The 23,155-nt window shown below is 69.6% G+C and carries 24 protein-coding genes and 1 tRNA gene; 11 read left to right on the top strand and 14 right to left on the bottom strand.

Annotated features, from left to right (window positions below):
* The first annotated feature begins 43 nt into the window (after positions 1-43).
* On the top strand, positions 44-784 hold the full coding sequence (locus C4V41_RS35985) for a hypothetical protein (protein WP_103960448.1): 741 nt from the start codon (positions 44-46) through the stop codon (positions 782-784).
* Between the two features lie 51 nt (positions 785-835).
* Positions 836-2,806, top strand: a complete 1,971-nt coding sequence (locus tag C4V41_RS35990) for a vWA domain-containing protein (protein WP_103960449.1) — start codon at positions 836-838, stop codon at positions 2,804-2,806.
* 90 nt (positions 2,807-2,896) lie between these two features.
* Here the strand turns inward: C4V41_RS35990 and C4V41_RS35995 are convergent, their stop codons facing one another.
* Positions 2,897-4,051, bottom strand: coding sequence for a barstar family protein (locus C4V41_RS35995; protein WP_235030584.1), 1,155 nt, complete (start codon positions 4,049-4,051; stop codon positions 2,897-2,899).
* Between the two features lie 83 nt (positions 4,052-4,134).
* On the opposite strand from C4V41_RS35995, the gene C4V41_RS36000 reads away from it, so the two are divergent.
* The 4 genes from C4V41_RS36000 (at position 4,135) to C4V41_RS36020 (ending at position 7,463) form a co-directional block, all read left to right on the top strand.
* Entirely contained in the window at positions 4,135-4,587 is a 453-nt protein-coding gene (locus C4V41_RS36000; protein WP_200824452.1) for a GNAT family N-acetyltransferase, read from the top strand.
* 73 nt (positions 4,588-4,660) lie between these two features.
* Entirely contained in the window at positions 4,661-5,575 is a 915-nt protein-coding gene (locus C4V41_RS36005; RefSeq protein ID WP_235030585.1) for a LysR family transcriptional regulator, read from the top strand.
* Between the two features lie 286 nt (positions 5,576-5,861).
* A complete protein-coding gene (locus C4V41_RS36015) occupies positions 5,862-6,257 on the top strand; it encodes a hypothetical protein (RefSeq protein ID WP_103960452.1) in 396 nt (131 codons plus the stop codon).
* 108 nt (positions 6,258-6,365) lie between these two features.
* Positions 6,366-7,463: a serine hydrolase domain-containing protein gene (locus tag C4V41_RS36020; RefSeq protein ID WP_103960453.1), complete on the top strand. Its 1,098-nt coding sequence runs from the start codon at positions 6,366-6,368 to the stop codon at positions 7,461-7,463.
* Between the two features lie 105 nt (positions 7,464-7,568).
* Here the strand turns inward: C4V41_RS36020 and C4V41_RS36025 are convergent, their stop codons facing one another.
* Positions 7,569-7,991, bottom strand: coding sequence for a DUF6292 family protein (locus C4V41_RS36025; RefSeq protein WP_235030586.1), 423 nt, complete (start codon positions 7,989-7,991; stop codon positions 7,569-7,571).
* A 274-nt stretch (positions 7,992-8,265) separates the two neighbouring features.
* Here C4V41_RS36025 and C4V41_RS36030 point away from each other — a divergent pair, with 274 nt between their 5' ends.
* Positions 8,266-8,697, top strand: a complete 432-nt coding sequence (locus C4V41_RS36030) for a DUF2269 family protein (protein ID WP_103960455.1) — start codon at positions 8,266-8,268, stop codon at positions 8,695-8,697.
* Here C4V41_RS36030 and C4V41_RS36035 read toward each other — a convergent pair.
* Positions 8,694-9,836, bottom strand: a complete 1,143-nt coding sequence (locus tag C4V41_RS36035) for a cystathionine gamma-synthase (protein WP_103960456.1) — start codon at positions 9,834-9,836, stop codon at positions 8,694-8,696. The genes C4V41_RS36030 and C4V41_RS36035 overlap by 4 nt on opposite strands.
* A 144-nt stretch (positions 9,837-9,980) precedes the next feature.
* The gene (locus C4V41_RS36040; RefSeq protein ID WP_103960457.1) at positions 9,981-10,184 is read right to left on the bottom strand and encodes a hypothetical protein; all 204 of its coding nucleotides are present in this window, start codon (positions 10,182-10,184) and stop codon (positions 9,981-9,983) included.
* A gap of 137 nt (positions 10,185-10,321) precedes the next feature.
* Between C4V41_RS36040 and C4V41_RS36045 the strand changes: the two genes are divergently transcribed.
* Positions 10,322-11,464: a sensor histidine kinase gene (locus C4V41_RS36045; RefSeq protein WP_103960604.1), complete on the top strand. Its 1,143-nt coding sequence runs from the start codon at positions 10,322-10,324 to the stop codon at positions 11,462-11,464.
* A gap of 21 nt (positions 11,465-11,485) precedes the next feature.
* Here the strand turns inward: C4V41_RS36045 and C4V41_RS62200 are convergent, their stop codons facing one another.
* A complete protein-coding gene (locus C4V41_RS62200) occupies positions 11,486-11,659 on the bottom strand; it encodes a hypothetical protein (RefSeq protein ID WP_160150507.1) in 174 nt (57 codons plus the stop codon).
* Positions 11,660-11,971: 312 nt separating this feature from the next.
* Complete coding sequence (locus C4V41_RS36050) at positions 11,972-13,342, bottom strand: cystathionine beta-synthase (protein ID WP_103960605.1); 1,371 nt, start codon at positions 13,340-13,342, stop codon at positions 11,972-11,974.
* 128 nt (positions 13,343-13,470) lie between these two features.
* Here C4V41_RS36050 and C4V41_RS36055 point away from each other — a divergent pair, with 128 nt between their 5' ends.
* The 3 genes from C4V41_RS36055 to C4V41_RS36065 all read left to right on the top strand — a co-directional run bounded on the left by C4V41_RS36055 (position 13,471) and on the right by C4V41_RS36065 (position 17,168).
* Positions 13,471-14,454 carry an SGNH/GDSL hydrolase family protein gene (locus C4V41_RS36055; RefSeq protein ID WP_235030587.1) on the top strand — a complete coding sequence of 328 codons (984 nt, stop codon included), beginning with the start codon at positions 13,471-13,473 and terminating at the stop codon, positions 14,452-14,454.
* Positions 14,455-14,536: 82 nt separating this feature from the next.
* Positions 14,537-15,880, top strand: a complete 1,344-nt coding sequence (locus tag C4V41_RS36060) for an outer membrane protein assembly factor BamB family protein (protein ID WP_103960459.1) — start codon at positions 14,537-14,539, stop codon at positions 15,878-15,880.
* 70 nt (positions 15,881-15,950) lie between these two features.
* Positions 15,951-17,168: an acetyl-CoA C-acetyltransferase gene (locus C4V41_RS36065; protein WP_103960460.1), complete on the top strand. Its 1,218-nt coding sequence runs from the start codon at positions 15,951-15,953 to the stop codon at positions 17,166-17,168.
* Positions 17,169-17,546: 378 nt separating this feature from the next.
* Here C4V41_RS36065 and C4V41_RS36070 read toward each other — a convergent pair whose 3' ends face one another.
* From C4V41_RS36070 to C4V41_RS36105, 8 genes are all read right to left on the bottom strand, one after another.
* Positions 17,547-17,954: a PPOX class F420-dependent oxidoreductase gene (locus C4V41_RS36070; protein ID WP_103960461.1), complete on the bottom strand. Its 408-nt coding sequence runs from the start codon at positions 17,952-17,954 to the stop codon at positions 17,547-17,549.
* A 55-nt stretch (positions 17,955-18,009) separates the two neighbouring features.
* A complete protein-coding gene (locus tag C4V41_RS36075; RefSeq protein ID WP_043628756.1) occupies positions 18,010-18,243 on the bottom strand; it encodes a DUF4287 domain-containing protein in 234 nt (77 codons plus the stop codon).
* A 162-nt stretch (positions 18,244-18,405) separates the two neighbouring features.
* Positions 18,406-19,200: a Bax inhibitor-1/YccA family protein gene (locus tag C4V41_RS36080; protein WP_103960462.1), complete on the bottom strand. Its 795-nt coding sequence runs from the start codon at positions 19,198-19,200 to the stop codon at positions 18,406-18,408.
* Between the two features lie 495 nt (positions 19,201-19,695).
* Positions 19,696-19,768, bottom strand: a tRNA-Leu gene (locus C4V41_RS36085).
* 49 nt (positions 19,769-19,817) lie between these two features.
* Complete coding sequence (locus C4V41_RS36090; protein ID WP_200824453.1) at positions 19,818-20,312, bottom strand: peptide deformylase; 495 nt, start codon at positions 20,310-20,312, stop codon at positions 19,818-19,820.
* 26 nt (positions 20,313-20,338) lie between these two features.
* A complete protein-coding gene (locus tag C4V41_RS36095; protein WP_103960463.1) occupies positions 20,339-20,851 on the bottom strand; it encodes a glycine cleavage system protein R in 513 nt (170 codons plus the stop codon).
* Positions 20,852-20,930: 79 nt separating this feature from the next.
* A complete protein-coding gene (locus C4V41_RS36100) occupies positions 20,931-22,247 on the bottom strand; it encodes an NAD(P)/FAD-dependent oxidoreductase (protein ID WP_103960464.1) in 1,317 nt (438 codons plus the stop codon).
* A 95-nt stretch (positions 22,248-22,342) separates the two neighbouring features.
* Positions 22,343-23,137 (bottom strand): uracil-DNA glycosylase, encoded by a 795-nt coding sequence (locus tag C4V41_RS36105; protein ID WP_103960465.1) that lies wholly within the window; start codon positions 23,135-23,137, stop codon positions 22,343-22,345.
* Between the last annotated feature and the right edge of the window lie 18 nt (positions 23,138-23,155).

The raw sequence follows: 23,155 nt of genomic DNA on the forward strand, positions 1-23,155 counted from the left end.
GCGTCATAGTGATTGCCCATCACGCCGTCGGGGGAGACCACCCATGCGCCTGCTCGCCTGTGCCACCGCTGCCGCTCTCGCGCTGAGCGCGCTCGCCGTCCCCGCCTCCGCCGCGACCGTCGTGTACGGCTACGCCTGGGCCGACGGCAAGGGCAAGCTGCGCATCGTGCCCAAGTCCGCCACGTTCGTGAAAAGTCAGGGTTTCAAGGGCTACCGGCTCAACACCCTCCCCGGGGCCGGGGAGCTCCGGCTCGACTACACCGGGGCCGCGTTCGGCCGGGTGACGGTCGCGTGCGACCTGAAGGAGACCGAGGGCCAGGTCGCCCTCGACGCCAAGGGGCTGGGCCGGACGAAGTGCGCACCAACCGACCTGACGGACGGCCTCGCGCGCGGCCCCGTGCCACTGCGCGCCGAATACCGTGGCGGCAAGGCGGTCAAGGTCAACGAGATCCTCGTCTCGGGCCGGCCGGGCCCGCGCTCGGCCGAGGGCACGATCAAGCGGGTCAACGACACGACCGTGCTGTTCGCGAGCGGCGGAAAGAAGATCAAGCTGGGGTACGCGTACACGACGGCCTTCCTCCGCACCACCGCCCGGTGCGGCGACGGCTGGCTGGCCGGCCGGCCCGTGAACGCCGACCGCAACGGCCTCGGCAGGAAGCAGTGCACGTGGAAGCACCTGACGACGGCGCTCAAGAGCACGCGGCACCCGGTCCTGGTGAAGATCGAGTACACGCCCGGTGTGGACTCCCTCGACCAGGTCTGGGAGGTCTTCGGCGACGCCTGAGCGGCTTTCCAGAACACATGGCCGCCTTTCTCGGGTTAGCGTGGTTTCGTGATGGCCTTTCGCTATGGCGAGTACCACGACGGCCCCGACCCCCTGGCCCCGCCCTACGACGTCCGGGCGGCCCTCGACGAGATGGGCGACGCGATCCTGTCGGGCTCGACCCCGGTCCATGCCCTGCGCGACCTGCTCAAGCGCGGCCTGCCCGGCGCGCAGGACCGGCGCGGGCTGGACGACATGCTCAGGGAGGTCCGCAGACGCCGCCGTGACCTTCGGGAGCGCGGGCGGCTCGACGGCACTCTGGAGAAGGCCAGGGCGCTGCTCGACAAGGCCATCGGGCAGGAGCGGGCCGAGCTGTTCCCCGATCCGTCCGACGACGCGCGGCTGCGGGAGGCGGGGCTCGACGCGCTTCCCGAAGACACGGCCAGCGCGATCCAGGAGCTGAACACGTACGAGTGGCGGTCCTCGGCGGCCCGCCAGACGTTCGAGGAGCTGCGCGACCTGCTGCGCAGGGAGGTCCTCGACAGCCAGTTCAGGGGGCTGCGGGACGCGCTGGCGAACCCGGACCCCGAGGCGATGGAACGCGTCCGGCAGATGATGTCGGATTTGAACGACATGCTCGACAAGGACGCCCGGGGCCAGCACACCCAGGCCGACTTCGATGCCTTCATGAGCAAATATGGCGACCTGTTCCCCGAGAAGCCGCGCAACCTGGAAGAGCTCGTCGACATCCTGGCCCGCCGCGCCGCCGCCACGCAGCGCATGCTCGCCTCGATGACCCCGCGCCAGCGCGAGGAGCTGGGCAACCTCATCAACCAGACCCTCGACCAGGCGGGGCTCTCCGACCAGATGCGCCGCCTCGGCGAGGCCCTCTACTCCCGCCGCCCCGACCTGGCCTGGAACGCCCCCGAACGCCTCACCGGCGAGGAGCCCCTGGGCATGGGCGACGCCGTGACGGCGCTGGAGGAGCTGGCCGACCTCACGCAGCTCGAAACCGCCCTGCGCCAGGACTACCCGGGCGCGCGGCTCGACGACATCGACGAGGCCGCCGTACGCCGTGCGCTCGGCCGCTCGGCGGTCGACGACCTGGAGGCGCTCAAGCGCATCGAGCGCGAGCTGGAGGACCAGGGCTACCTGCTGCGCCGCCGCGGCAAGCTGGAGCTCACCCCGAAGGCGGTGCGGCGGCTGGGCGAGACCGCGCTGCGCCGGGTGTTCGCCTCGCTGGACGCGGGCCGGCGCGGCGACCACGACCAGCGCGACGCGGGCTCGGCGGGCGAGCTGACGGGCTCGTCGCGGCCGTGGCGCTTCGGCGACGAACAGCCGATCGACGTCGTCCGCACGCTGGTCAACGGCGTCCGCAGCGGCGGCACGATCCTCGACCGCCCGGCGTCGGGGCGGGCCTCGGTACGCCTGTCGGTGGACGACTTCGAGGTGGCCGAGACCGAACGCCGCAGCGCCGCGGCCGTGTGCCTGCTCGTGGACCTGTCGTACTCGATGGCCCTGCGCGGCACCTGGGCCGCCGCCAAGCAGACGGCCCTGGCCCTGCAGGCGCTGGTGGCCTCGAAGTTCCCGCAGGACGCCGTGCAGATCATCGGCTTCTCCAACTACGCCAGGGTGCTGCAGCCCGACGAGCTGGCCGGCCTCGACTGGGACATGGTCCAGGGCACCAACCTGCACCACGCCCTCCTGATCGCCGGCCGCCACCTGGACCGTCACCCCGACTTCGAGCCGGTGGTGCTGGTGGTCACGGACGGCGAGCCCACGGCCCACCTGATGCGCAACGGCCGATCGGCCTTCGAATGGCCGCCGTCGCACGAGACGCTGGAGCTGACGCTGGCCGAGGTGGACAAGATGACGCGGCGGCGGGCGACGCTCAACATCTTCATGCTGGCGGCCGACGACCGGCTGAAGGAGTTCGTGGACGAGGTGGCCCGCAGGAACGGCGGCCGGGTCTTCTCGCCGAGCGCCGAGCGGCTGGGCGAATACGTGGTCAGCGACTTCCTCCGCCTCCGCCGCGCCCGCTGACCCCCTTCATGCCGGCCCACTCCGCGTCCGTCGGGACCCGTTCGCGACGGACGCGGGCACAAGTCATCCGGTACGCGCACGAATCCGGCCTCATCCGTCCAGGGGACTGGCGCTCAGATCGACCTGCACGCCGCTGGCGGCGAACATGCCCAGCAAGTACTCCAGGGTGACCGCCTCACCCCATTTACGCAGGTCGTAGGGGGACCGGTCGTAGCCGGGAACGAGGTGCCGCCTTGCCACGTCCGCATCGTGCCAGACGAGCCGGAACGGCGACGAGGCTCCCCACCTGCCGCGCAGGCAATCGTTCAGAGCGTCGAGGTTCCAGCCGAAGTACCCGCCGGGCCCGTTGATCGCCTCGCCGAGCGCACAGTAGAAGCCCTCGATGTCGGTGACCGCGCCGCCATCGAAGTGATAGGTGCTCCCAGCCGGCCGGTCTTCCCCGGCGTGGTGGCTCAGGGCGGCACCCGCCCATTCGTGCCGCAGCGCCCGGTCGTAGCGCGTCCACAGGTTGCGCCGTGTGGGGCGGCCGTCGTACCAGGTCTGCCAGATCTCGCGGGCTCCGCTGGGGAGCGGATCACAGACCCCGTCGTTGAGCGTGATGTCGAGCAGCCCGTCGCCGAGCCGCGACGGCCGCACCCCCGTAATGGCACCGAACACCCCACTGCCGATCCCTGTCTCCCCGCCGGCTCCGTCGACCGCCTGAATGATGGCCGCGACCCGCCGCCGCCGGGCCGAGGTGGCCTCGATCGCTGCCGTCAACGGCGCCTCAGGCCGGCATCCCACGAGGGTCGCCGGCCGTACCAGGGGTTCCGGCCGCTCCCGGTAAACACCGCCGACGCTCCGGCAGGTGCCCAGGCGCTCGTCGTTCCTGCCCGTCAGCAGAAACCCGTCATTCTCCGGGACTTCCTCCGGCGCGATCCGAACGTAGCCCCGCAGGTCGATGTCGACGAGCCCCGGCCACTCGTCCGACGGGCACCAGCCGAGCACCGTGACGTCGATCAGCTCCTGCGAGCAGAAGCACCCGATCTCCAGGCCACAACCGCAGTTCGCCCCCGGACCGTGCACAGGGTGCAGCCCAAGGGTGGACAACCACGCCCCCGGCCGCGGCGAACCGGCCGGCTCACATCCGAGCAGGCAGTAACGCTCGGGCGGCGGAATCGGCTCGGACTCCAAGAACAACCCATCGATCTCGGCACAGACCCCCAGCAACAGGTCACTGTCCGTGTCGATCAGCGACCACTTCACCGGTACGTCCCCATCTCCCATCCCCACCCGCCCCATTCTTCCCGCGTCCAGACTGTCGGTGCGGGATGGCAGAGTAGCCCGTCATGGAAGCGGATGTGCGGTTGCGAGACGTGGTGGCGGCCGACCTGGAGGTGTTCCTGGAGCAGGAGCACGACCCGGAGGCGGCGCGCCGATCGAGGTTCGCTCCCCGGGAGCGAGAGAGGTTCCTCAACCACTGGAAGACCAACATCCTCGGCGACCCGGCCGCCTTCGTGCAGGCCGTCATGGTGGACGACACCCTGGCGGGCAACCTCGTGGCGTGGTGGGAGGAAGATCGGCGCTTCATCGGCTACTGGCTCGGGCGCGAGTTCTGGGGCCGGGGCATCGGCACGCGGGCCCTGGAGCTGTTCCTGGGCAAGGAGCAGAACCGCCCGCTCCACGCCGATCCCTTCCACGCCAACACGGCGTCGGTGCGGCTGCTGGAGAAGCACGGGTTCCAGCGGGTCGGCTCGATCCAGCACGACGAGGACGAACACATCCTGCTGGTCCTGCGATAGCCGAGTGGCGGTGGTGAGCCGGCGCTACTCGTTTGCTTCCCTCTGGGCCTGATGTGCCAGACTTCCCCCACAAATGGCGCAGATGGGCGAAATGGGGCTCGTGGAGCTACGGGACATCGAGATCTTCCTGGCCTTGGCCGAGGAGCTGCACTTCGGCCGCGCCGCCGAGCGGCTGCACGTCTCCGCGGCCCGGGTCAGCCAGGCGATCAAGAAGCAGGAGCGCGCCATCGGGGCCGAGCTCTTCGCCAGGAACAACCGCGGCGTCCGGCTCACGCGACTGGGCGAGCAGTTCAGGGACGATCTGCGCCAGGTGCACCAGGGCCTGACACAGACCTTGGACCGGGCACGGCTGGCCGCACGCGGCAAGACCGGCATCCTCCGGGTGAGCCTGTTCCCGGCCAACTTCCAGGAGCAGCGGCGCTACTGGGACACCTTCCGCGCCCGGCACCCGCAGTGGGACCTGCGCCTGCGGATGTCGACCTACCAGGATCCGTTCGCCCAGCTACGCAGCGGGGATGCCGACGTCCTGATCACGTGGCTGCCGGTCGAGGAGCCCGACCTCACCGTGGGTCCGCTGCTCTTCGCCGAACCGAGGGTGCTGGCCGTGTCCGGCGACCATGCGCTCACCAGACGGTCCTCGATCTCCCTGGAGGCGGTCGGCGACTTCCAGCACGTGGTCATCAAACCCGTGCCCGGCTACTGGTTCGACCACTACGTCCCGGATCTCACGCCCAAGGGCCGGCTCATCGACCGCACCGCCAACGTGGACAACCTTGAAGACGTCTTCATGAGCACGGCCCTGGGCGAGGCCGTCACCCTCTTCCCGGCCCACGTGAGCCGCTACTACCCCCGCCCCGACATCGCCTACCTGCCCGTCAAGGACATGGCCGCGCTGCCGTTCGGGCTGGTGTGGCGCAGCGACGCGGAGAACGACATGATCCGCGCCCTCTCCCACGTCGTCCGCGACCTGGGACCCCTGCCCGGCTGAGGCCGCGTGGTGGCGTTCGCGGTCACCGATCTGGCCAGGGAACACGCGCGCCCGCACGCCGAAGGCGCACCCGTCGCGCAACCCGTGGGGCGAGTGGGAGATGCGTCTCACCGACCCCAACGGCATCGTCGTCGAACTGACCGAATGGATCGCGCCCGGCGGCCATCCCGGCCGCTGACCCTCCGGCGTCGTGTCAGCGGCCGCGTCAGGACGGCAACAGCCCGGTATCAGAGCGGTCGGCGATCGTAAACGCATCAACGGAACAGCTTCGAAGGAGCACACCATCATGTCGATCACCCTCACCGACCAGGACCAGCTCACCCTCCGCGTCGCCGCGTGGGGCGCCGTCTCCCTGATGTCCGCCGCCGGTGCCGCCGGCTCGGCCCACAAGGTCGCCACCCACGGCTCCATCGCCCTGACCTCCGCCACCGGCGCGATCGGGCACGTGGTCGCCAAGGCGCCCAAGGGCATCAAGTACGGCAAGACCGTGGCCGAACTCGCCGACCAGGTGCTGCCGGCCCTGACCGCCTCCATGAGCCTGCTCAAGGCGCAGGATGCGGCCGAGGCCGACAACTTCCGCAGCACCGTCATCGTCGCCATCGACGCGGCCGCCCAGACCCAGCCCAGCCCCACCGTCACCGAGATGGTCCGCAAGATCACCGAGGCCCTCGACGCCGCCTGACGGGGGGCGAGGTGCGCAGCTTGTCACGGGGTCCTCGCCGGACCCCGTGACACGGCGCCTCGAACGACCCGACCTTGACTTTCGTAACAGCCTTTAAGGAGCACACCCATGTCCATCACCCTCAACGACCAGGACCGCCCGGAGCTGCAGAAGATCATCCAGGAGATGGCCGATTCCGGTTTCGTCGGGGTACGGCTGCGCGTGCAGGATGAGCGGGGCGTGTGGGTGGGCACCGCCGGCGTGGCCGAGCTGGGCCAGAGCGCCGAGCCGCCGGTCAACGGCCACGTACGGATCGGCAGCGTCACCAAGACCTTCACCGCGACCCTGGTGCTGCGGTTGGTGGCCGAAGGCAAGATCGGGCTGGACACCCCGGCGGACGACTACCTGCCCGAGTTCGGCCTGGACCGGCGGATCACGGTGCGGATGCTGCTGCAGCACACCAGCGGCATCTTCAACTTCACCGGCGACTACTACCCCGAGTATGTGCCCGGCATCGTCTGGTCGGGCCAGGCGTGGGTGAACGACCGCTTCAAGACCTACCAGCCCGAAGAGCTGGTACGGCTGGCGCTGACCAAGCCGGCCCGGTTCGAGCCCGGCACCGACTGGAGCTACGCCAACACCAACTACGTGCTGGCCCGGCTGCTGATCGAGAAGGTCACCGGCCGCACCTACGCCGAGGAGATGCACCGGCTGATCCTGGGCCCGCTCGCCCTGACCGGCACCGTGGCGCCCACCACCCAGACCGATCTCCCCGAGCCGCACGCCCACGCCTACTACCGCTACGAGGAGAACGGCCAGGAGAAGACGGCCGACGTCACCCGCCAGAACCCCTCCTGGATCTCCAGCGGCGGCGACATGATCTCCACCCCGCAGGACCTGCACACGTTCATCTCCGCACTGGTGGGCGGCAAGCTGCTGCCGACCGGCCTGCTGGCCGAGATGTGCACGCCGGAGTCCAAGGTCGGCTACGGCCTGGGCGTGTTCGTACAGGAAACCGAGGGCGGCGGCACCGTCATCACCCACAACGGCGGCCACGGGGGCCACGCCGGGCTGATGTACAGCACGCCGGACGGCGGCACGACCCTGACCGCCGCGATCAACTACATCGACGACGCCGACCTGTCCATGGGCGAGGCGTTCCAGAAGGCCACGCAGCGGCTCGTCAACGAGGTGTTCGGCAACGGCCGGACCGAATCGGCTCAGTAGTAACAGGGCCGAGCTCGGCGCTGGACTTCCCGTATGAGGAGCCCGAAGCCGAGTCCGCGTGACCGGCGAAGGCCCGTGCCGTCAGGGGCCCGGAAAAATGGGGATTCAGGCGCCGACGAAGCCCGTGTAGAAGTCCAGAGCCACGTCGAAGCCGTCGCGGCAGTTGCGGTGGGAGCGGTAGCAGGGGCGCCAGGCCGAGCTGGCCCCGACACCCGCCTTGGCGTCGCTCAGGGCCGACGGCACGCGTTCCGGCCGGGGCAGAAGCCCATGCCCGAGGTAGCGGACTCCCGACAGCTCGGTGTGCGTGCCACGCGTACCGGAGACGAAGGCGCCCAGGCGCCAGCCGCTCTCCTCGTCCCACACCAGCGCCCGGCCGTCGGCCAGCCTGAGGGTGGCGTCGCGCGGATCGCAGGGGCCTTCCCACCAGTCCGTGACCTCGGGTCCGAGCTCGGCGAGGACCTGCTGCACGTAGCCGATCGGCTGCTGCAGCCACTCGTCGGAGTACGGCTCGACGTGCTTGATGGCCACGGACGGCACCCCCTTGTGCCCAAACGGTAAGGAAAAAGCGCGATCCACAACCATACCCGCGCCGAACTTATTCCGTTGCACAAGCGTCTAGTCATTACGGACGATATTTACGTCCGAGACGGGGAAGGAGGGGCAGCCATGATAGCCACGGTTCTCCTCATAGTGCTGATGGTCGTCGCCGTAGCGGCCACGGAGCTGTGCCTGCGTTGCTCCAAAGAAGGCAAAGAGAGTGTCGAGTCGGCCACTGAGATCGCCGGGGACTAGTCTCTGCGGCATGTCCCTGCTTCTCTGGCTGCACATCGGATTCGCGATCTTCACGATCGGCCCGGTCACCGCCGCGACGATGGCCGCGCCCCGCGTCATCCGCAACAAGAACGTGCCCGCGCTGCAGTTCGTCCAGCGCACGACGAGGATCTACAGCCTCGGCAGCCTGGGCGTCCTCGTGTTCGGCGTGGCGCTCGGCGTGGTCATGGGTAACGGGCTGCTCGGCCAGTGGTACATGACGGCGTCGATGACGCTGTTCATCGTCGCCGTCGTGCTGCTCGTCATCATCGACCGCGACCTGCGCACCGCCGTCCAGGCGCTCACGAGTGAGAACAAGGACGACGACGCGAAGGTTCAGACCGGCCGGATCGCCGCCATCAGCGGGCTGCTGTCCATCATCTGGCTGGTGATCCTGTTCCTCATGGTGGTCCCCGGAGCCTAGGCGCCGAGCGCCTGGGTCAGGTCGGCGAGCAGGTCGTCGATGGTCTCGATGCCGACCGACAGCCGCACCAGGTCGGCCGGCACCTCCAGCGGCGACCCGGCCGCCGAGGCGTGGGTCATCCTGCCCGGGTGCTCGATGAGCGACTCGACGCCGCCCAGCGACTCACCCAGCGTGAACAGCTCGGCCTTGTCGCACACCGCGACGGCCGCCGCCTCGCCCCCGGCCACGCGGAACGACACCATGCCCCCATAGCGCTTCATCTGCTTGGCCGCCACCTCGTGCCCCGGGTGCTCGTCGAGGCCGGGGTAGAGCACCTCGGTCACGCGCGGGTGGGCGAGCAGCAGGTCGACGACGCGTTCGGCGTTGTCGCAGTGACGGTCCATGCGCACGCCGAGCGTCTTGAGCCCGCGCAGCGTCAGCCAGGCGTCGAACGGCCCGGCCACCGCGCCCATCGCGTTCTGGTGGTAGGTCAGCTCCTCGCCGAGGCCGCGGTCGGCGGCGATCAGCGCCCCGCCGACGACGTCGGAGTGCCCGCCCACGTATTTGGTGGTCGAGTGCACGACGACGTCGGCCCCGAGGGACAGGGGCTGCTGCAGGTATGGCGACGCGAACGTGTTGTCCACCACCAGCAGCGCGTCGTTGTCGTGGGCGAGCTGCGCCAGGGCCGCGATGTCGGCGATGCCGAGCAGCGGGTTGGTGGGCGTCTCGACCCAGACGATCTTCGTCTTCTGCGTCATCGCCGCGGCGACGGCGTCGAGGTCGTGCAGCGGCACCGGGTCGAAGTGCAGGTCCCAGCGCTGGTGCACCTTGGCGAACAGCCGGTACGTGCCGCCGTACGCGTCGTTCGGGATGATCACGTGGTCCTGCGGTTTGCACACCGTACGCAGGAGCGTGTCCTCGGCGGCCAGCCCCGAGGCGAACGCGAGCCCGCGCACCCCGCCCTCCACGGCGGCCAGCGCGGACTCGAGCGCGGTCCTGGTGGGGTTGGCCGAGCGGCTGTACTCGTATCCGGAACGCAGGCCGCCCACGCCGTCCTGCTTGTACGTGGACGTGGCGTAGATCGGCGGCACGACCGCGCCGGTCAGCGGGTCGGGCTCCTGACCTGCGTGGATGGCCAGGGTCTCAAAACCGTTGCTCATACAGCCACGGTAACGGAAGACCGGGCACGCCAACGAAAGACGGCCCGCGATCCGTTCCCCAACGGATCGCGGGCCGCTCGGCGGGTGACCGTCCCCAACGGCACCCGCCTGGGCTCGCGCACCATGCCCGCGCGAGCCGGGTCGTCAGGCCGCCTTGGGCTCGCGGTGCTCCCCGCCTGACCTGGACGGGAGCTGGACGATGTCCGCCTTGTCCACCTTGATGAACCGGCCGCGCCCGCCCTCCGACCGCTCTCCGTTGATCCGGGAGAGCAGCACGGGGTCGGCCACGGCCAGCAGCACCGCGACGACCAAACCGATACCCAGCAGCGCGAACCCGATGGCAACCATGCCTGTCCCCTTTCCGACATATCCAGCATCGGCGATTCCCCCTGGGTCGCGCCTCCGCTGAAGGGCTGGTCTCTCAGCCGCGTCCTCGGCCGAACGGTTGATACGACTTGTCCGACTTCCGGCTTAGGCTCAACGCCGTGGGGGATTCCAAGCAGGTCGTGTACTGGATCCGCCGGCTGAGCGAAATCGCGATGCTCGGCTGGCTGGGCATGATGTTGTTGATCGACCTCGCGGTCGCCGTGTCCGTCGGAACCTTCCAGTGGCTCGCACCGATCAGCGGAGTGTGCGGCATCGTGGCGGTGCTGCTGCGGCGGCGTCACCGGCTGTCGGGGTTCGTCTTCATGCTGGTCCTGTCGTTCGCCGTCTCCCTGCTGATGGGGATCATCGGGCTGGGGGGCGCGCCGGGCTCGGCGGAGACGGGGGCGCTGCTCGTCCTGCTCATCGGCGTGCTGCGGCACGTGGAGCCGATCCGGCTGGCCGCGGGGCTCGCGTGCGCGGCGCTGATCGTCCTGATGTCGGAGGCGAGCGGGCGCGACTACAACGATTCGGGGCTGGCGTTCTCGTTCCTGCTGTTCGCGGGCTGGTCGATGGCCGCCGGAGCCGGCGGTTACCTCCGCTTCCAGCAGGAACGCCGTACGGAGGCCGTCCACTCGGTACGCCGCGCGGAACGCCTGGAGCTGGCCAGAGAGCTGCACGACCTGGTCGCCCACCACATCACGGGCATCGTGGTCCAGGCCCAGGCCGCCCGCACGGTCGCGCAGACCAAGCCCGAGGCGGTGGCCCCCGCCCTGGACGCGATCGCGACGGCCGGGTCGGAGGCGCTGACGTCGATGCGGCGCATGGTCACGGTGCTGCGCACGGAGGACGAGGCGGGCCGCAAGCCCGGCGTCACCCTGGCCGACCTGCGGATGCTGACCGACCGGTTCTCCGCCGACGGGCCGAAGGTGGCCTTCGAGATCGGCCAGGGGATCGACGACCGTACGCTGGCGCCCGAGGTCATGACGACGCTGCACCGGGTGCTCCTGGAGGCGCTGACGAACGTGCGCAAGCACGCCCCCCGCACCGCCTGGGTGGAGGCCGACCTGCGGCGCCACGACCGGGTGGTGGTGCTGCGGGTGCGGAACTTCGGCTCCTCCTCAGATCCGCGGGTGTCCCGTCTTGGCGGCGGGTTCGGGCTGGTCGGGATGGGCGAGCGAGTGGAGGCGCTGGGCGGCCGGCTGTACGCGGGCCCGTCCCGCGAGGGAGCCTGGGAGGTGATCGCCGAATTCCCCCTCACCTGACGCCGGCGCCCGCCCGAACGCCTACTCCCCCGACGCCACCGCCTCCTCCCCCAGGGCTTCGCACGCCCGGCGGGTGATCCGGCCCACGTCCAGCCGCTCCCCGGCCGGCGGCGGCGCCCCCACGGACCTCCTGATGCCCCTCGCCGCCCCCACCAGCCCGGCGGCCTCCGCCATCTCCTCATCGGCCAGGGACATGACCCCGGCCAGCCCTTCCAGGGCCGGCGCGATCGCCCGGGGGTCGCCGGTCGCCCGTGCGGCCGCTTACCTCTAACGATGCCTGGCCAGCGCGGTCTCCGCGTCCCCGCGCTGCTCGGCCGCGAGCCCCAGCTCGGCCATCACGAAGGCGATCCCGGGTGTCGCCGCCGGGGATCGGGCAGCCGGGGGCGTACACGTTCTGCAGCAGGCCGCAGGACGTGCTCGAGTCGATCAAGAAGCCCGCTCGCCAAACTGCCGCCCCCTTCGCCGTGCCCGGTGAGGGCCGTGGCGGCAGTCCGATTTGCCTCGTTATCAGTGATTGGCGAGGAAGGCGAGCAGGTCCTGGCGGGTGATCAACCCGGAGGGTTTGCCGTCTTCCAGCACAACGGCCGCATCCGCCTTTTCCAGCGCTTCCACCGCACGCGCCACAGGTTCACCACTGCCGATCGTGGGTAGCGGCGCAGACATATGATCAGCGATCGGGTCGTCGGAGGAAAGCCGTCCGCGATAGAGGGCTTCGAGGAGATCGCGCTCCACGATGGAGCCGACCACCTCGGCCGCCATGACGGGCGGCTCCTCCTTCATCACGGGAAGCTGCGACACCGAGTATTCGCGCATGATCGCGATGGCCGTGCTGACCGACTCGTGCGGGTGCGCGTGCACGAACTCCGGCATGCCGGACGTCTTACGCGCCAGCACGTCGCCGACCATCCCCTCGTCGGAGGACGTGGTCAGGAAGCCGTAGTCGGCCATCCAGTCGTCGTTGAAGATCTTCGACAGGTAGCCGCGGCCGCCGTCGGGCAGCAGCACGACCACCACGTCGTCGGGCGCCGCCTTGGCCGCCACCCGCAGCGCCGCCACCACGGCCATGCCGCAGGACCCGCCGACCAGCAGCCCCTCCTCGCGGGCGAGGCGGCGGGTCATGTTGAACGACTCCTTGTCGGACACCGCGATGATCTCGTCACAGACCTCGGTGTCGTACGTGGCCGGCCAGATGTCCTCGCCCACCCCCTCGACCAGGTAGGGACGCCCGGACCCGCCGGAGTAGACCGACCCCTCGGGGTCGGCTCCGATGATCTTGACCCGCCCGCCGGAGACCTCCTTGAGGTAACGCCCCGCGCCGCTGATCGTGCCCCCGGTGCCGATGCCGGCCACGAAGTGCGTGACCCTGCCCTCGGTCTGCTCCCACACCTCGGGACCGGTCGAGTGGTAGTGCGAGTCGGGGTTGTTGACGTTGGAGTATTGGTCGGGCTTCCAGGCGTTCGGCACCTCGCGCGCCAGCCGGTCGGAGACCGAGTAGTAGGAGTCGGGGTGCTCGGGCGAGACGGCGGTCGGGCAGACCACCACCTCGGCCCCGTACGCCCGCAGCACCGCGATCTTGTCCTGGGCCACCTTGTCGGGCACCACGAACAGGCACCGGTAGCCCTTCGTCTGGGCCACGATGGCCAGCCCCACGCCCGTGTTGCCGGAGGTCGGCTCCACGATGACGCCACCGGGGCGCAGCTCGCCGGACTTCTCCGCGGCCTCGATCATGCGCACCGCGATGCGGTCCTTGACCGAGCCGCCCGGATTGAAGTACTCGACCTTGGCGAGCACCTGGGCGGGCACTCCCGCAGTGACCTTGTGCAGCCGGACGAGCGGGGTGTTCCCCATGAGATCGACCAGGGAATCGTATACGCGCACCGAGGTGTTCACCTTCTTTGCCGAAGCTTGATCAGCTTGTCAATGGCCGAGGTCCAGTGGGGGTGGCGGGCCCTCGGCTAGTTTTCAAGCAAACGCTACCGCCGAGTTCGACTGGGGAGGGCACCTACGTGGTCTGGGCAGCTGGCATGGCGCGCGCGGCACGGAAGATCGCTACCGCGGCGGCGCTCGGAGGGGGTGGGCTGACGGCCATCGGCGCCACGGCGTACGGACTGCTGATCGCGGAAGGACTGCTCGCGCGCAAGGCCATCGGGCGCCCGCACGGCCTGGACGGCCCGCCGTCCGACGGCGTCTACGGCGACTTCCCCGGCGAGCCGCTCCGGATGGCCATGCTGGGCGACTCCACGGCCGTCGGCCTGGGCATGACCGACCCGGCCCACACCCCTGGCGTGCTGCTCGCGCACGGCCTGGCCGCGGTGTCCGAGCGGCCGGTGCACCTGCTCGTCGCCGCCAAGTCGGGCACCCCGTCGGCCGAGCTGGGCGAGCAGGTGGACCTGGCCCTGAGCATGGAGGCCGACATCGCGGTGATCTTCGTGGGGGCCAACGACATCATCACCCAGACCGCGCCGGCCAGCGCCGTACGGCATCTGACCAAGGCCGTGCGGCGGCTGCGCGACGCGGAGATCGAGGTGGTCGTGGGCACCTGCCCCGACCTCGGCACGGTACGCCCGATCGCGCAGCCGCTGCGCTGGGTGACCCGGCGCTGGAGCCGTCAGCTCGCCGCGGCGCAGACGGTGGCGGTGGTGGACGCGGGCGGGCGCACGGTGGCGTTCGCCGACGTCCTGGGGCCGGAGTTCGATACAAATCCGACAGAAATGTTCGGACCGGATCGTTTCCATCCAAGTGACCGAGGTTACGCACAGGCCGCTTACGCGGTGCTACCGTCGGTGTGCGCTGCGTTGGGACTGTGGCCTGAGCCGCGCCCCGCACGTGGCGAGGCACTGCAACCGATCTACCTTGCGGCGGCTACGGCCGCGGAGGAGCCCGGCACCGAGGTCGCCGCGACCCGGGTCGACGGGCGGGCGACGGGCCTGCACGGCAAGTGGGCCACGTTGTTCCGCCGGAGACTCGGCGAGACGCTCAACGACGCCTGACGGCTCGGCGAGATCGCGCCCTGGGCCGGTTACTCCGCGAGTTGGAGTCGTCACTCCCCGTCCACTTTGGAGTGAATTGCCCGTGCTCCGGCCCCTCTGGAAACCGTCCATCGTTCTCGCCGGAACCCTCACCGCGACCGCCTGCTCCGGCAGCGACGCGGCCACCACGAACTTCGCGACCTGGCAGAACACCCAGATCAACACCGTCAGCCGGATGGCGGTGGCCGCCGGGGTCGTCGCCGCCACGTCCATGAAGCCCGACGGCTCGCTGGAGACCGTCGCCGTCGGCCTGCGCGACGGCAAACGGCTGTGGGCCTACCCCGCCACGATGGCCGGCCGCCTGCCCGGCATGGGCGTCTCGGCCCCCGCGCTCGTCGAGACGGGCAAGGGCCAGGGCGTGATCGCCGCGCTCGACCCGGGCAAGAAGGCCCACTGGAACGCCACCCTCATCGCCCGCGACGCGCACTCGGGGGTGCAGAAGTGGACCAGGCCGGTGCACTCGACGTTCGGGCCGCAGCGCTGCGGTCCGTACCTCTGCCTGTCGGAGCACACCGCGCTGACCAAGGCGCGCATGGTGGTGCTCGACCCGGCGACCGGCAAACAGCTCTGGAAGCTGCCCGGGATCTCCGAGGTCGAGTGGTCGGACCAGAACCGGGTCCTGCTGCTCAGGCTGGCCGCCAACCCCATGATCGAGTCGTACGACCTCAAGACCGGCAAGCTCCAGTGGCAGCAGCCCATCGAGCAGGCGCTCGGCCCGGGGATCGACATGTCGGGCGGCTGGGCGTTCGGCGCGACCGGCGATGACCTGGTCGGATATGTCGCCCCTTATACCGATCCGCAGACGAAGAAGGTCTCCACCTTCGGGCTGTTCTCCGTCAAGATCGCCAACGGGACGATCAACTGGATGCGGCCGTCGGTCGTCCGCGTCTATCCCAGCGGCAACCCCGGCTTCGCCCCGGTCGTCCGCCCCGTCGATCCCCAGGGCGCCTACGGCGGCTTCGCCCGGCTCGACTCCGCCACCGGGCGGGTGGTCGGCCAGGTCACCGCGGCCGACGTTCCCGGCTCCGGCTGGTGGCTGGCCTTCCCCGACCGGATGGACAAACTGGGCTTCCTCAAGCACAACTCCAAGGGCACGGCGTTCGACCTGGTCACCGGTAAGGCCGTACCCGTGGAGGAGGAGCGCGGCTGGTCCTTCTGTGTCACCGACCCCAAGCCACTGCCGCTGCGCGGGCAGGCGCCGGGCTTCTACTCCACGGCCGCCCTCTGCGAATACGACCTGGGCACCGGCAAGCGCGTCTCCCCTCCCACGGCGCCGCCGCCCTGGTTCACGGGCAGCCAGGACGGGTGGCGGCTGTGGCGCGACGAGAAGGGGGCCGTACGCGCCGTGAACGACCACACGGCGACGGCGCCCGGCATGTACGGATAAGGGGCCGCCGGGGGGCTTGCGCGGAGAACTGGAATATAGTTCTACTATCAGCGCCGACAAAGGAGGGGCCATGCCCGAGGCAGTCATCGTCGCGACCGCGCGTTCACCGATCGGACGAGCCTTCAAGGGTTCGCTCAAGGAGATCCGTCCCGACGACCTGACCGTGCAGATGATCCAGGCGGCGCTGGCCAAGGTGCCCCAGCTCGACCCGGCCTCCATCGAGGACCTCATGCTGGGGTGCGGGCTGCCGGGAGGCGAGCAGGGGTTCAACATGGCCCGCGTGGTCGCGGTGCAACTCGGGCTGGACAACGTGCCCGGCACCACCGTGACCCGCTACTGCTCGTCGTCCCTGCAGACCACCAGGATGGCCTTCCACGCCATCAAGGCGGGCGAGGGCGACGTGTTCGTCTCGGCCGGGGTCGAGATGGTCTCCCGCTTCACCAAGGGCAACTCCGACTCGCTGCCCGACACGCACAACCCGGCCTTCCTCGACGCGCTGGCGCGTACCAAGTCCTTCACCGAGGGCGGGCGCGTCTGGCACGACCCGCGCGAGAACGGCGAGATCCCCGACGTCTACGTGGCCATGGGCCAGACCGCCGAGAACGTCGCCCAGCTCAAGGGGGTGACCCGTCAGGACCAGGACGAGTTCGGGGTGCGGTCGCAGAACCTGGCCGAGAAGGCGCTGGCCGACGGGTTCTGGCAGAAGGACATCACGCCCGTAACGCTGCCGGACGGGACGGTGGTGGCCAAGGACGACGGGCCGCGGGCGGGGACGACGTACGAGAAGGTCTCGACGCTGGCGCCCGTCTTCCGGCCCGACGGGACGGTCACGGCCGGCAACTGCTGCCCGCTGAACGACGGGGCGGCGGCGGTCGTGGTGATGAGCGATGTCAAGGCGGCCGAGCTCGGGATCACGCCGCTGGCCAGGATCGTGTCCACCGGGGTCACGGGGCTGTCCCCGGAGATCATGGGGCTCGGGCCGGTGGAGGCGTCGAAGCAGGCGCTGTCCAGGGCGGGGATGGCGATCGATGACATCGACCTGGTGGAGATCAACGAGGCGTTCGCGGCGCAGGTGATCCCGTCGTACCGGGATCTGGGGATCGACCTCGACCGGCTCAACGTCAACGGCGGGGCGATCGCGGTCGGGCACCCGTTCGGGATGACGGGCGCCCGCATCACCTCGACGCTGATCAACAGCCTGCAGCACCACGACAAGAGCATCGGCCTGGAGACGATGTGCGTGGGCGGCGGCCAGGGCATGGCGATGATCCTTGAGCGCCTGAGCTGACCCCAGGGCCTTCCAGCTCCTCTTACGACGAGCCGTGGCTCACCACCCGCCGCACGTGGCTGAGGCGGTCCAGGGAAACGGCCGCTGACCGGATGACGGCGCCCGCCGTAACGCGAGCCCCCGCCACCCGGTTACGCGGCCTCCCTGCCCGCCACAGCACCGCCCTCACCCGGCCACGCGAGGCCCTGGCCGCAGGCCCAGCGGCCCCGCCGCCCTAACCCCGGCCACGCGAGGCCCCCGGCCGCAGGCCCAGCGGCCTCGCCGCCTTCACCCGGCCACGTGGTGCCGTGACCACCAGGCCGCCGCCTCGCCCTTGCCCTTTTTCCCAAAGGGACCTCGCCGAAGTGCGGCGGGAAAGAACGTGAGGCGGGAACCGGCCTACCCGTGGCGGTCCGGCCCCGCCTTCAGGGGCGTGATCCGCATGATCACGCGCCGATCCCGCTCCATGGCCGCCCGATAGTCATCCCAGTCAGGATGCTCGCCCGAGATGTCCCGGTAATACGTGACGAGCGGCTCCATGGCCTCAGGCAGCGAGAGGATGTCGGCGGTGCCGTCCACCTGGATCCAGTCGCCGTAGAAGCGGTCCGTGAAGACGCACAAGGACACCTGCGGGTCCCGGCGCGCGTTACGGACCTTGACCGCCGTCTCCCGGGTGCTGACGACCACGAGGCCGTCCTGAACCCCTGCCGTGACCGGTGACATCTGCGGGCGCCCATCGCCGTACCGGGTCAGCAGGATCGCGTGGTGGTTGTTGCGGAGGAAGGCCAGTGCCTTGTCGAGATCCATGCCCCCATGATGACGCGCCCGTGCCAAAGGACACGGGCGCGAAGGGCGGTGGGCTCTAGATGAAGCCCATGCGGTTACGGCGATGCCGCTCGTGTTCGTGCACGATCGCGGCGGCGTAGCCGTGGGTCAGCCCGTGCTCGTCGGCAAGCCAGTTGGCCCGCTCGTCGCACCTCAGGAAAGCCGGGCCGTTGTCGATGGCTTGGAACCACTCGGGGAGTTCGCGTCCCGTTATGGTCGGGACCCTTGCGATGAGCTTCGTCTGCGTCTCCGGTGAGTGGTTCAAGGACATGGGCACCTCCGCGGATTAAGGTCCTTTGCTTGACACTGCAACACAGACGTGCGAATGGCAACCCCTGAGCCAGGCATCATTTTGTGACGGCAGGTAGCTTTTCGGTCGCACAGCGCGAGAGGGCCCCGCCGTGACGGCGAGGCCCTCCCAGGTGACGCAAGATCAATCGCTGCTACTGAAGTAGCTGATGAAGCGCAGCACCTCCAGGTAGATCCACACCAGGCTCAGCGTGAGACCGAACGCGCACTGCCAGGCGAACTTGTCCGGCGCGCCCTGCTTGACGCCCTGCTCGATCTGGTCGAAGTCGAGCAGGAGGAAGAAGCAGCCGATCAGGATCATGATGATGCTGAAGCCCCAGCCGAGCGGGCTGTCGGTGCGCAGGCCGAGGCCGACGCCGCCGTTGAACAGCCCGACGATCAGGTTGACCAGCACGAGCCCGACCGCCGCGATCGCGGCGGCGATGCCGTATTTCACCAGTTTGGGCGTCACGCGTATGACGCGTAGCGCGTAGACGGTCAGCACCGCGCCGAACGCGAACGCCGTGCCCAGCACCGCTTGGAGCACGATGCCGTTGAACATGCTTTCGAACACGGAGCTGATCGCGCCCAGGAAGACACCCTCGAACACCGCGTAGCCCAGAATGAGGGCCGGATTGGTGCTCATGGTGAACGAGGCGATCAGCCCGAGGATCAACGCCACGATCGCGGCGCCGATGGCCACGGCGGGCGGGACTTGAAGGATCCAGGCCGCGGCCGCCGCCACGACGAGCGTGCCGAGGGTCAGGAACCCTCGGACCACGACGTCGTCGAGCGTCATGGTCCGGAAGGCCGGCCGGGACGGTTGGGCGTACGACGGGGCGTCGTACATGTTCTGCAACTGGTCGGGGGTCGGGTTGGGTCCTGCCCAGCCCGGGCCCTCCCGGCGCGCCCTGCTGAAAACGGGGTTCTTGCTCTCCATCGCTGCCTCCTGTGACGCCGAGCCTACGGGGCGCGGCGGCACCTTGGTCAACTGACGCTCAGATCGATGTTCATGGGTGGTACGGCTCCGTTGACAACGAACCCGTCCGGCCGGAAGTTCCCGGGGTGGCGGAGGACGGAAAATCCTCCCGGAGGGCCGCCCGACCAGCGGCGGCGTCCCCCTTGCGTTTTCCAGGAGCGAAAAGGCCGGTTGTAAAGCGTAGTCAACCATTCACAGAAAGAAACTCTCACACGTTGTCAATATCACCAGGAGCACAAAAAGTTTTCGAGCGGGCAAACAGGAGGCCACCCGGAGGGGGAGGTTACTCACCTGTGTGAATCAGTACGTAACCAACCCCCCACCAGCAGTGATCGGCGGAAGACGCACCTTGTGCGTGACAACTCGATACCGGCGGTGAACGCCTGGCGGGGGCCCGTTTCGACGATCGCGGTAAAGATCCAGGTCAGAGACCTGGAAGACCATCGAAGATGGCAGTGCCCCCGGCGGGATTCGAACCCGCACGTCAACCCTTTTAAGGGGTTTGCCTCTGCCATTGGGCTACGGGGGCGCCGCAATCATACGAAACGGACCATGGTTCCGAGGAGCACAACTTCGCATCAAGCGTCACAACTGTGAAGTCTGCGGTGAAGTGATAGCGCTCCCGGCACTCTGTCCAAGAAGAGTAGACCGTCCAGATGGTCCAGTTGGTGCTGAATGCAGCGAGCTTCGAACGCATCCGCTTCGATGGTGACCGCCTCGCCGGTGCCTGGCAAATGCCCAAGTACGGTGATACGCGTCGCACGCAGCACATCAGCGGTCAGTCCGGCGATGGACGCGCACCCCTCCCGGCCGTGATCCCAGTGGGATGCCCGTGCGAGCCGTGGATTGGCCACCACGAGCTCTCCGGCCCATGACCGGCTCCTGGGGTGGAGTTGGGCGTCAAAGGCGATCAGGCGCCAGCTCAGGCCGATCTGGGGGGCCGCCAGACCCATCGTGGAGGCTTCCGTGCGCAAAGTGGCGAGCAGATCGGCCGCCGCGGCCACCACGTCGGGGTCGGTCGGGTCCACGGACTCGGCCATGGCGGACAACAGGGGGTGCGGGGCGCCGATCACCTGTCTGACGGTGCCTTCGGGCCGGCTCACAGCAGGTCCGGTTCGACGGGGCGGAAGGTGATCTCGGCGTTGAGTCCGGTGCCGACGGCCGCCAGCCTGCGCATGAGCGCCGCCACGTCCACGTCCTTCGGCAGCTCGACGTCGGCGATCAGCACGTACAGGCGGCCGGTGAGCCTGGTGCTCATGCCGGTGATGTTGCCGCCGTCCGCCGCGAGCACCGCGCTGATGGCGGAGATGATGCCCGGCCGGTCGGGGCCGTGCACGGTCAGTACGTAGCCGAGGCCGTCGCCCCCGTCGCAGAAGTGGCGGCGGGCCTCTATGGCCGAGGCGGTCACCACCAGGTCGGGCGTGCCCAGGCGCTTGAGCAGCTCGGCGGAGTCCAGCTCGCCCGACACGAGCAGCATCATCGCCACGTGGCCGCCGAGCAGCGTCATGGTCGAGTCCTGGATGTTCGCTCCGCAGTCGGCGAGCGAACCGGTGACGGCGGCGATCACGCCGGGCCGGTCGACGCCGAGCACGGTCACCGCTGAGAGCCCCACCCGTGGTACCCCTTCCGCTTGCGACCAGGGGTGCCGAAAACGCCCCGGTGATGCTCACCGGGGCGCTGCCGTACCTGGGCTAGCGGCGAGTCGTCGCCACCGCGGCCCTGAAGCCCTCGCGCGGGTGCTCCATCTCACCCAGAGAGATCGTCTCTCGCTTGAAGAACAGGGCCAAAGTCCAATCGACGACGACACGGACCTTGCGGTTCAGCGTCGGCACCCGCGACAGATGGTAGGTGCGGTGCATGAACCACGCAGGGAATCCGCGAAGCTTGACGCCATAGACATTGGCGACACCCTGATGCAGACCCAGACCGGCCACTGATCCGACATACTTGTGGCGGTATTCGACCAGTTCCTGTCCGCGCAGGTGACGGATGATGTTGTCGGCCAGCACCTTGGCCTGGCGGACGGCGTGCTGGGCGTTCGGAGCGCAATACTGGCCGGGGTTCGTCACGTCGGGCACCCCGGCGGCGTCGCCCGCCGCGAACGCGCCCTGCGTGCCCGCCACGGTGAGCATGGCGGTGGCCTTGATCCGGCCGCGCTCGTCGAGCGGCAGGTCGCTGTCGTTGACCACGGGGCTGGGCTTGACGCCGGCGGTCCACACGAGGGTCTCGGCGTCGAACTCCGAGCCGTCCGAGAGCACGACGCGGCCGCCCTCGCAGGACTCGAGCCGGGTGTCGAGCTTGACGTCGATGCCGCGCTCGCGCAGCTGCTCCAGGGTCCACTTGCCCATCTCGGGGCCGACCTCGGGCAGCACCCGGTTCGTGGCCTCCACGAGCACCCAGCGGATGTCCGACGGCTGGATGTTGCGGTAGTAGCGCGTGGAGTGCTTGGCCATGTCCTCCAGCTCGGCCAGCGCCTCGACGCCCGCGAAACCGGCCCCGACCACCACGAACGTCAGCGCCCTGCGCCGCACCTCCGGGTCGTCGGTCGACTCGGCCACGTCGAGCAGGTGGAGCACGCGGTTGCGCAGCGCGATGGCCTCGCCCACGGTCTTGAACCCGATGCCGATGTCGGTGAGCCCGGGGATCGGCAGCGTACGGGAGATCGACCCGGCGGCCATCACGATGACGTCATAGGCCACCTGACGAGGCTCGCCCTCGGCGGGCTGGAAGGTGACCGTGCGGCCCGCGTGGTCGATCTTGGTGACCATGCCGTTGAGAATGCGCGCCTTCGGCAGGATGCGGCGCAGCGGCGCCACCATGTGCCGCGGCGAGAGGTTTCCCGCCGCGGCCTCCGGCAAGAAGGGCTGGTAGGTCATGTAGGACTGGGGGTCGATGATCGTGATGCGGGCTTCGCCGGAGCGCAGCTCACGGTGGAGTTTGCGCTGCAGCCGCAGCGCCGTGTACAGGCCGACGTATCCGCCGCCGACGATCAAGATGTGCTGGTTCATCCTGCGGCCCCATCCCTCGTGGAATGCTTGTGAAAGCATTCACAAGCCTACGTCAAGTGCGCTCGAGGAATCCAATCCGGGGATGGTGCGACGCGTCACACAGCCAGTGACCTGGCCCTTTGGAAGACGTCGTCCAGCATTTGGGCGGTGACGCGGCCGGTGAAGGTGTTCTGCTGGCTCGGGTGGTAACAGCCGATGAGGGTCACGGGGGCGTCGCCGTACCGGATCTCGGCCTCGGCGCCGTGGCCGAACGGCGGGCGGCTGCGCGGCAGCTCGTAGCCGGCCGACCTGAGCGCGGGCCACATGGCCTGCCAGGCGTAGCCGCCGAGCGCCACGACCACCCGCACGTGCGGCGCGACGAGCTCGATCTCGCGCTCCAGCCACGGCAGGCACGTCGCCTTCTCCGAGGGCTCCGGCTTGTTCGCGGGCGGGGCGCAGCGCACCGGCGCCACCACGCGCGCGCCGATGAGCGCCTGCCCGTCGCCCGCGTACGTGCTGGTCTCCCGCGCGGCCAGCCCGGTGCGGTGCAGTGAGGCGAACAGCCAGTCGCCGCTGCGGTCGCCGGTGAAGATCCGCCCGGTCCTGTTGCCCCCGTGGGCGGCCGGCGCCAGGCCGACCACCAGGATCCGCGGTCGCTCGTCGCCCCAGCCGGGGACGGGACGGCCCCAATACGTCTCGTCCGCGAACGCGCGCCGCTTCACCCGCGCGACCTCCTCGCGCCAGGCCACCAGGCGGGGGCAGGCGCGGCAGACGGACTGCCGGGCCGTGAGCTCCGCGAGGGTGCCGCTGGTGGCGGCGAGGCGGCGCACGTCCGCGGGGTCGAGGGCGACCGGGGTGTCAGCGGTCGCCGGGTCGCCGGGCCAGCCGGTGCCAGGAGGTACGGAACTCATGACACCGATGGTGCCCGA

Source organism: Nonomuraea solani, from assembly GCF_900108335.1.
Taxonomy (GTDB): Bacteria; Actinomycetota; Actinomycetes; order Streptosporangiales; family Streptosporangiaceae; genus Nonomuraea; species Nonomuraea solani.

What these genes read in the sequence shown, in the direction of transcription:
- C4V41_RS36070 (WP_103960461.1), bottom strand. Translation starts at nt 17,954, where the DNA reads ATGGATCTCGACAAGGCACTGGCCTTCCTCCGCAACAACCACCACGCG.
- C4V41_RS36015 (WP_103960452.1), top strand. Translation starts at nt 5,862, where the DNA reads ATGTCGATCACCCTCACCGACCAGGACCAGCTCACCCTCCGCGTCGCC.
- C4V41_RS35985 (WP_103960448.1), top strand. Translation starts at nt 44, where the DNA reads ATGCGCCTGCTCGCCTGTGCCACCGCTGCCGCTCTCGCGCTGAGCGCG.
- C4V41_RS36020 (WP_103960453.1), top strand. Translation starts at nt 6,366, where the DNA reads ATGTCCATCACCCTCAACGACCAGGACCGCCCGGAGCTGCAGAAGATC.
- C4V41_RS36100 (WP_103960464.1), bottom strand. Translation starts at nt 22,247, where the DNA reads ATGAACCAGCACATCTTGATCGTCGGCGGCGGATACGTCGGCCTGTAC.
- C4V41_RS36035 (WP_103960456.1), bottom strand. Translation starts at nt 9,836, where the DNA reads ATGAGCAACGGTTTTGAGACCCTGGCCATCCACGCAGGTCAGGAGCCC.
- C4V41_RS35990 (WP_103960449.1), top strand. Translation starts at nt 836, where the DNA reads ATGGCCTTTCGCTATGGCGAGTACCACGACGGCCCCGACCCCCTGGCC.
- C4V41_RS36000 (WP_200824452.1), top strand. Translation starts at nt 4,135, where the DNA reads ATGGAAGCGGATGTGCGGTTGCGAGACGTGGTGGCGGCCGACCTGGAG.
- C4V41_RS36080 (WP_103960462.1), bottom strand. Translation starts at nt 19,200, where the DNA reads ATGGAGAGCAAGAACCCCGTTTTCAGCAGGGCGCGCCGGGAGGGCCCG.
- C4V41_RS36030 (WP_103960455.1), top strand. Translation starts at nt 8,266, where the DNA reads ATGTCCCTGCTTCTCTGGCTGCACATCGGATTCGCGATCTTCACGATC.
- C4V41_RS36065 (WP_103960460.1), top strand. Translation starts at nt 15,951, where the DNA reads ATGCCCGAGGCAGTCATCGTCGCGACCGCGCGTTCACCGATCGGACGA.
- C4V41_RS36105 (WP_103960465.1), bottom strand. Translation starts at nt 23,137, where the DNA reads ATGAGTTCCGTACCTCCTGGCACCGGCTGGCCCGGCGACCCGGCGACC.
- C4V41_RS62200 (WP_160150507.1), bottom strand. Translation starts at nt 11,659, where the DNA reads ATGTCCCTGGCCGATGAGGAGATGGCGGAGGCCGCCGGGCTGGTGGGG.
- C4V41_RS36075 (WP_043628756.1), bottom strand. Translation starts at nt 18,243, where the DNA reads ATGTCCTTGAACCACTCACCGGAGACGCAGACGAAGCTCATCGCAAGG.
- C4V41_RS36005 (WP_235030585.1), top strand. Translation starts at nt 4,661, where the DNA reads ATGGCGCAGATGGGCGAAATGGGGCTCGTGGAGCTACGGGACATCGAG.
- C4V41_RS36040 (WP_103960457.1), bottom strand. Translation starts at nt 10,184, where the DNA reads ATGGTTGCCATCGGGTTCGCGCTGCTGGGTATCGGTTTGGTCGTCGCG.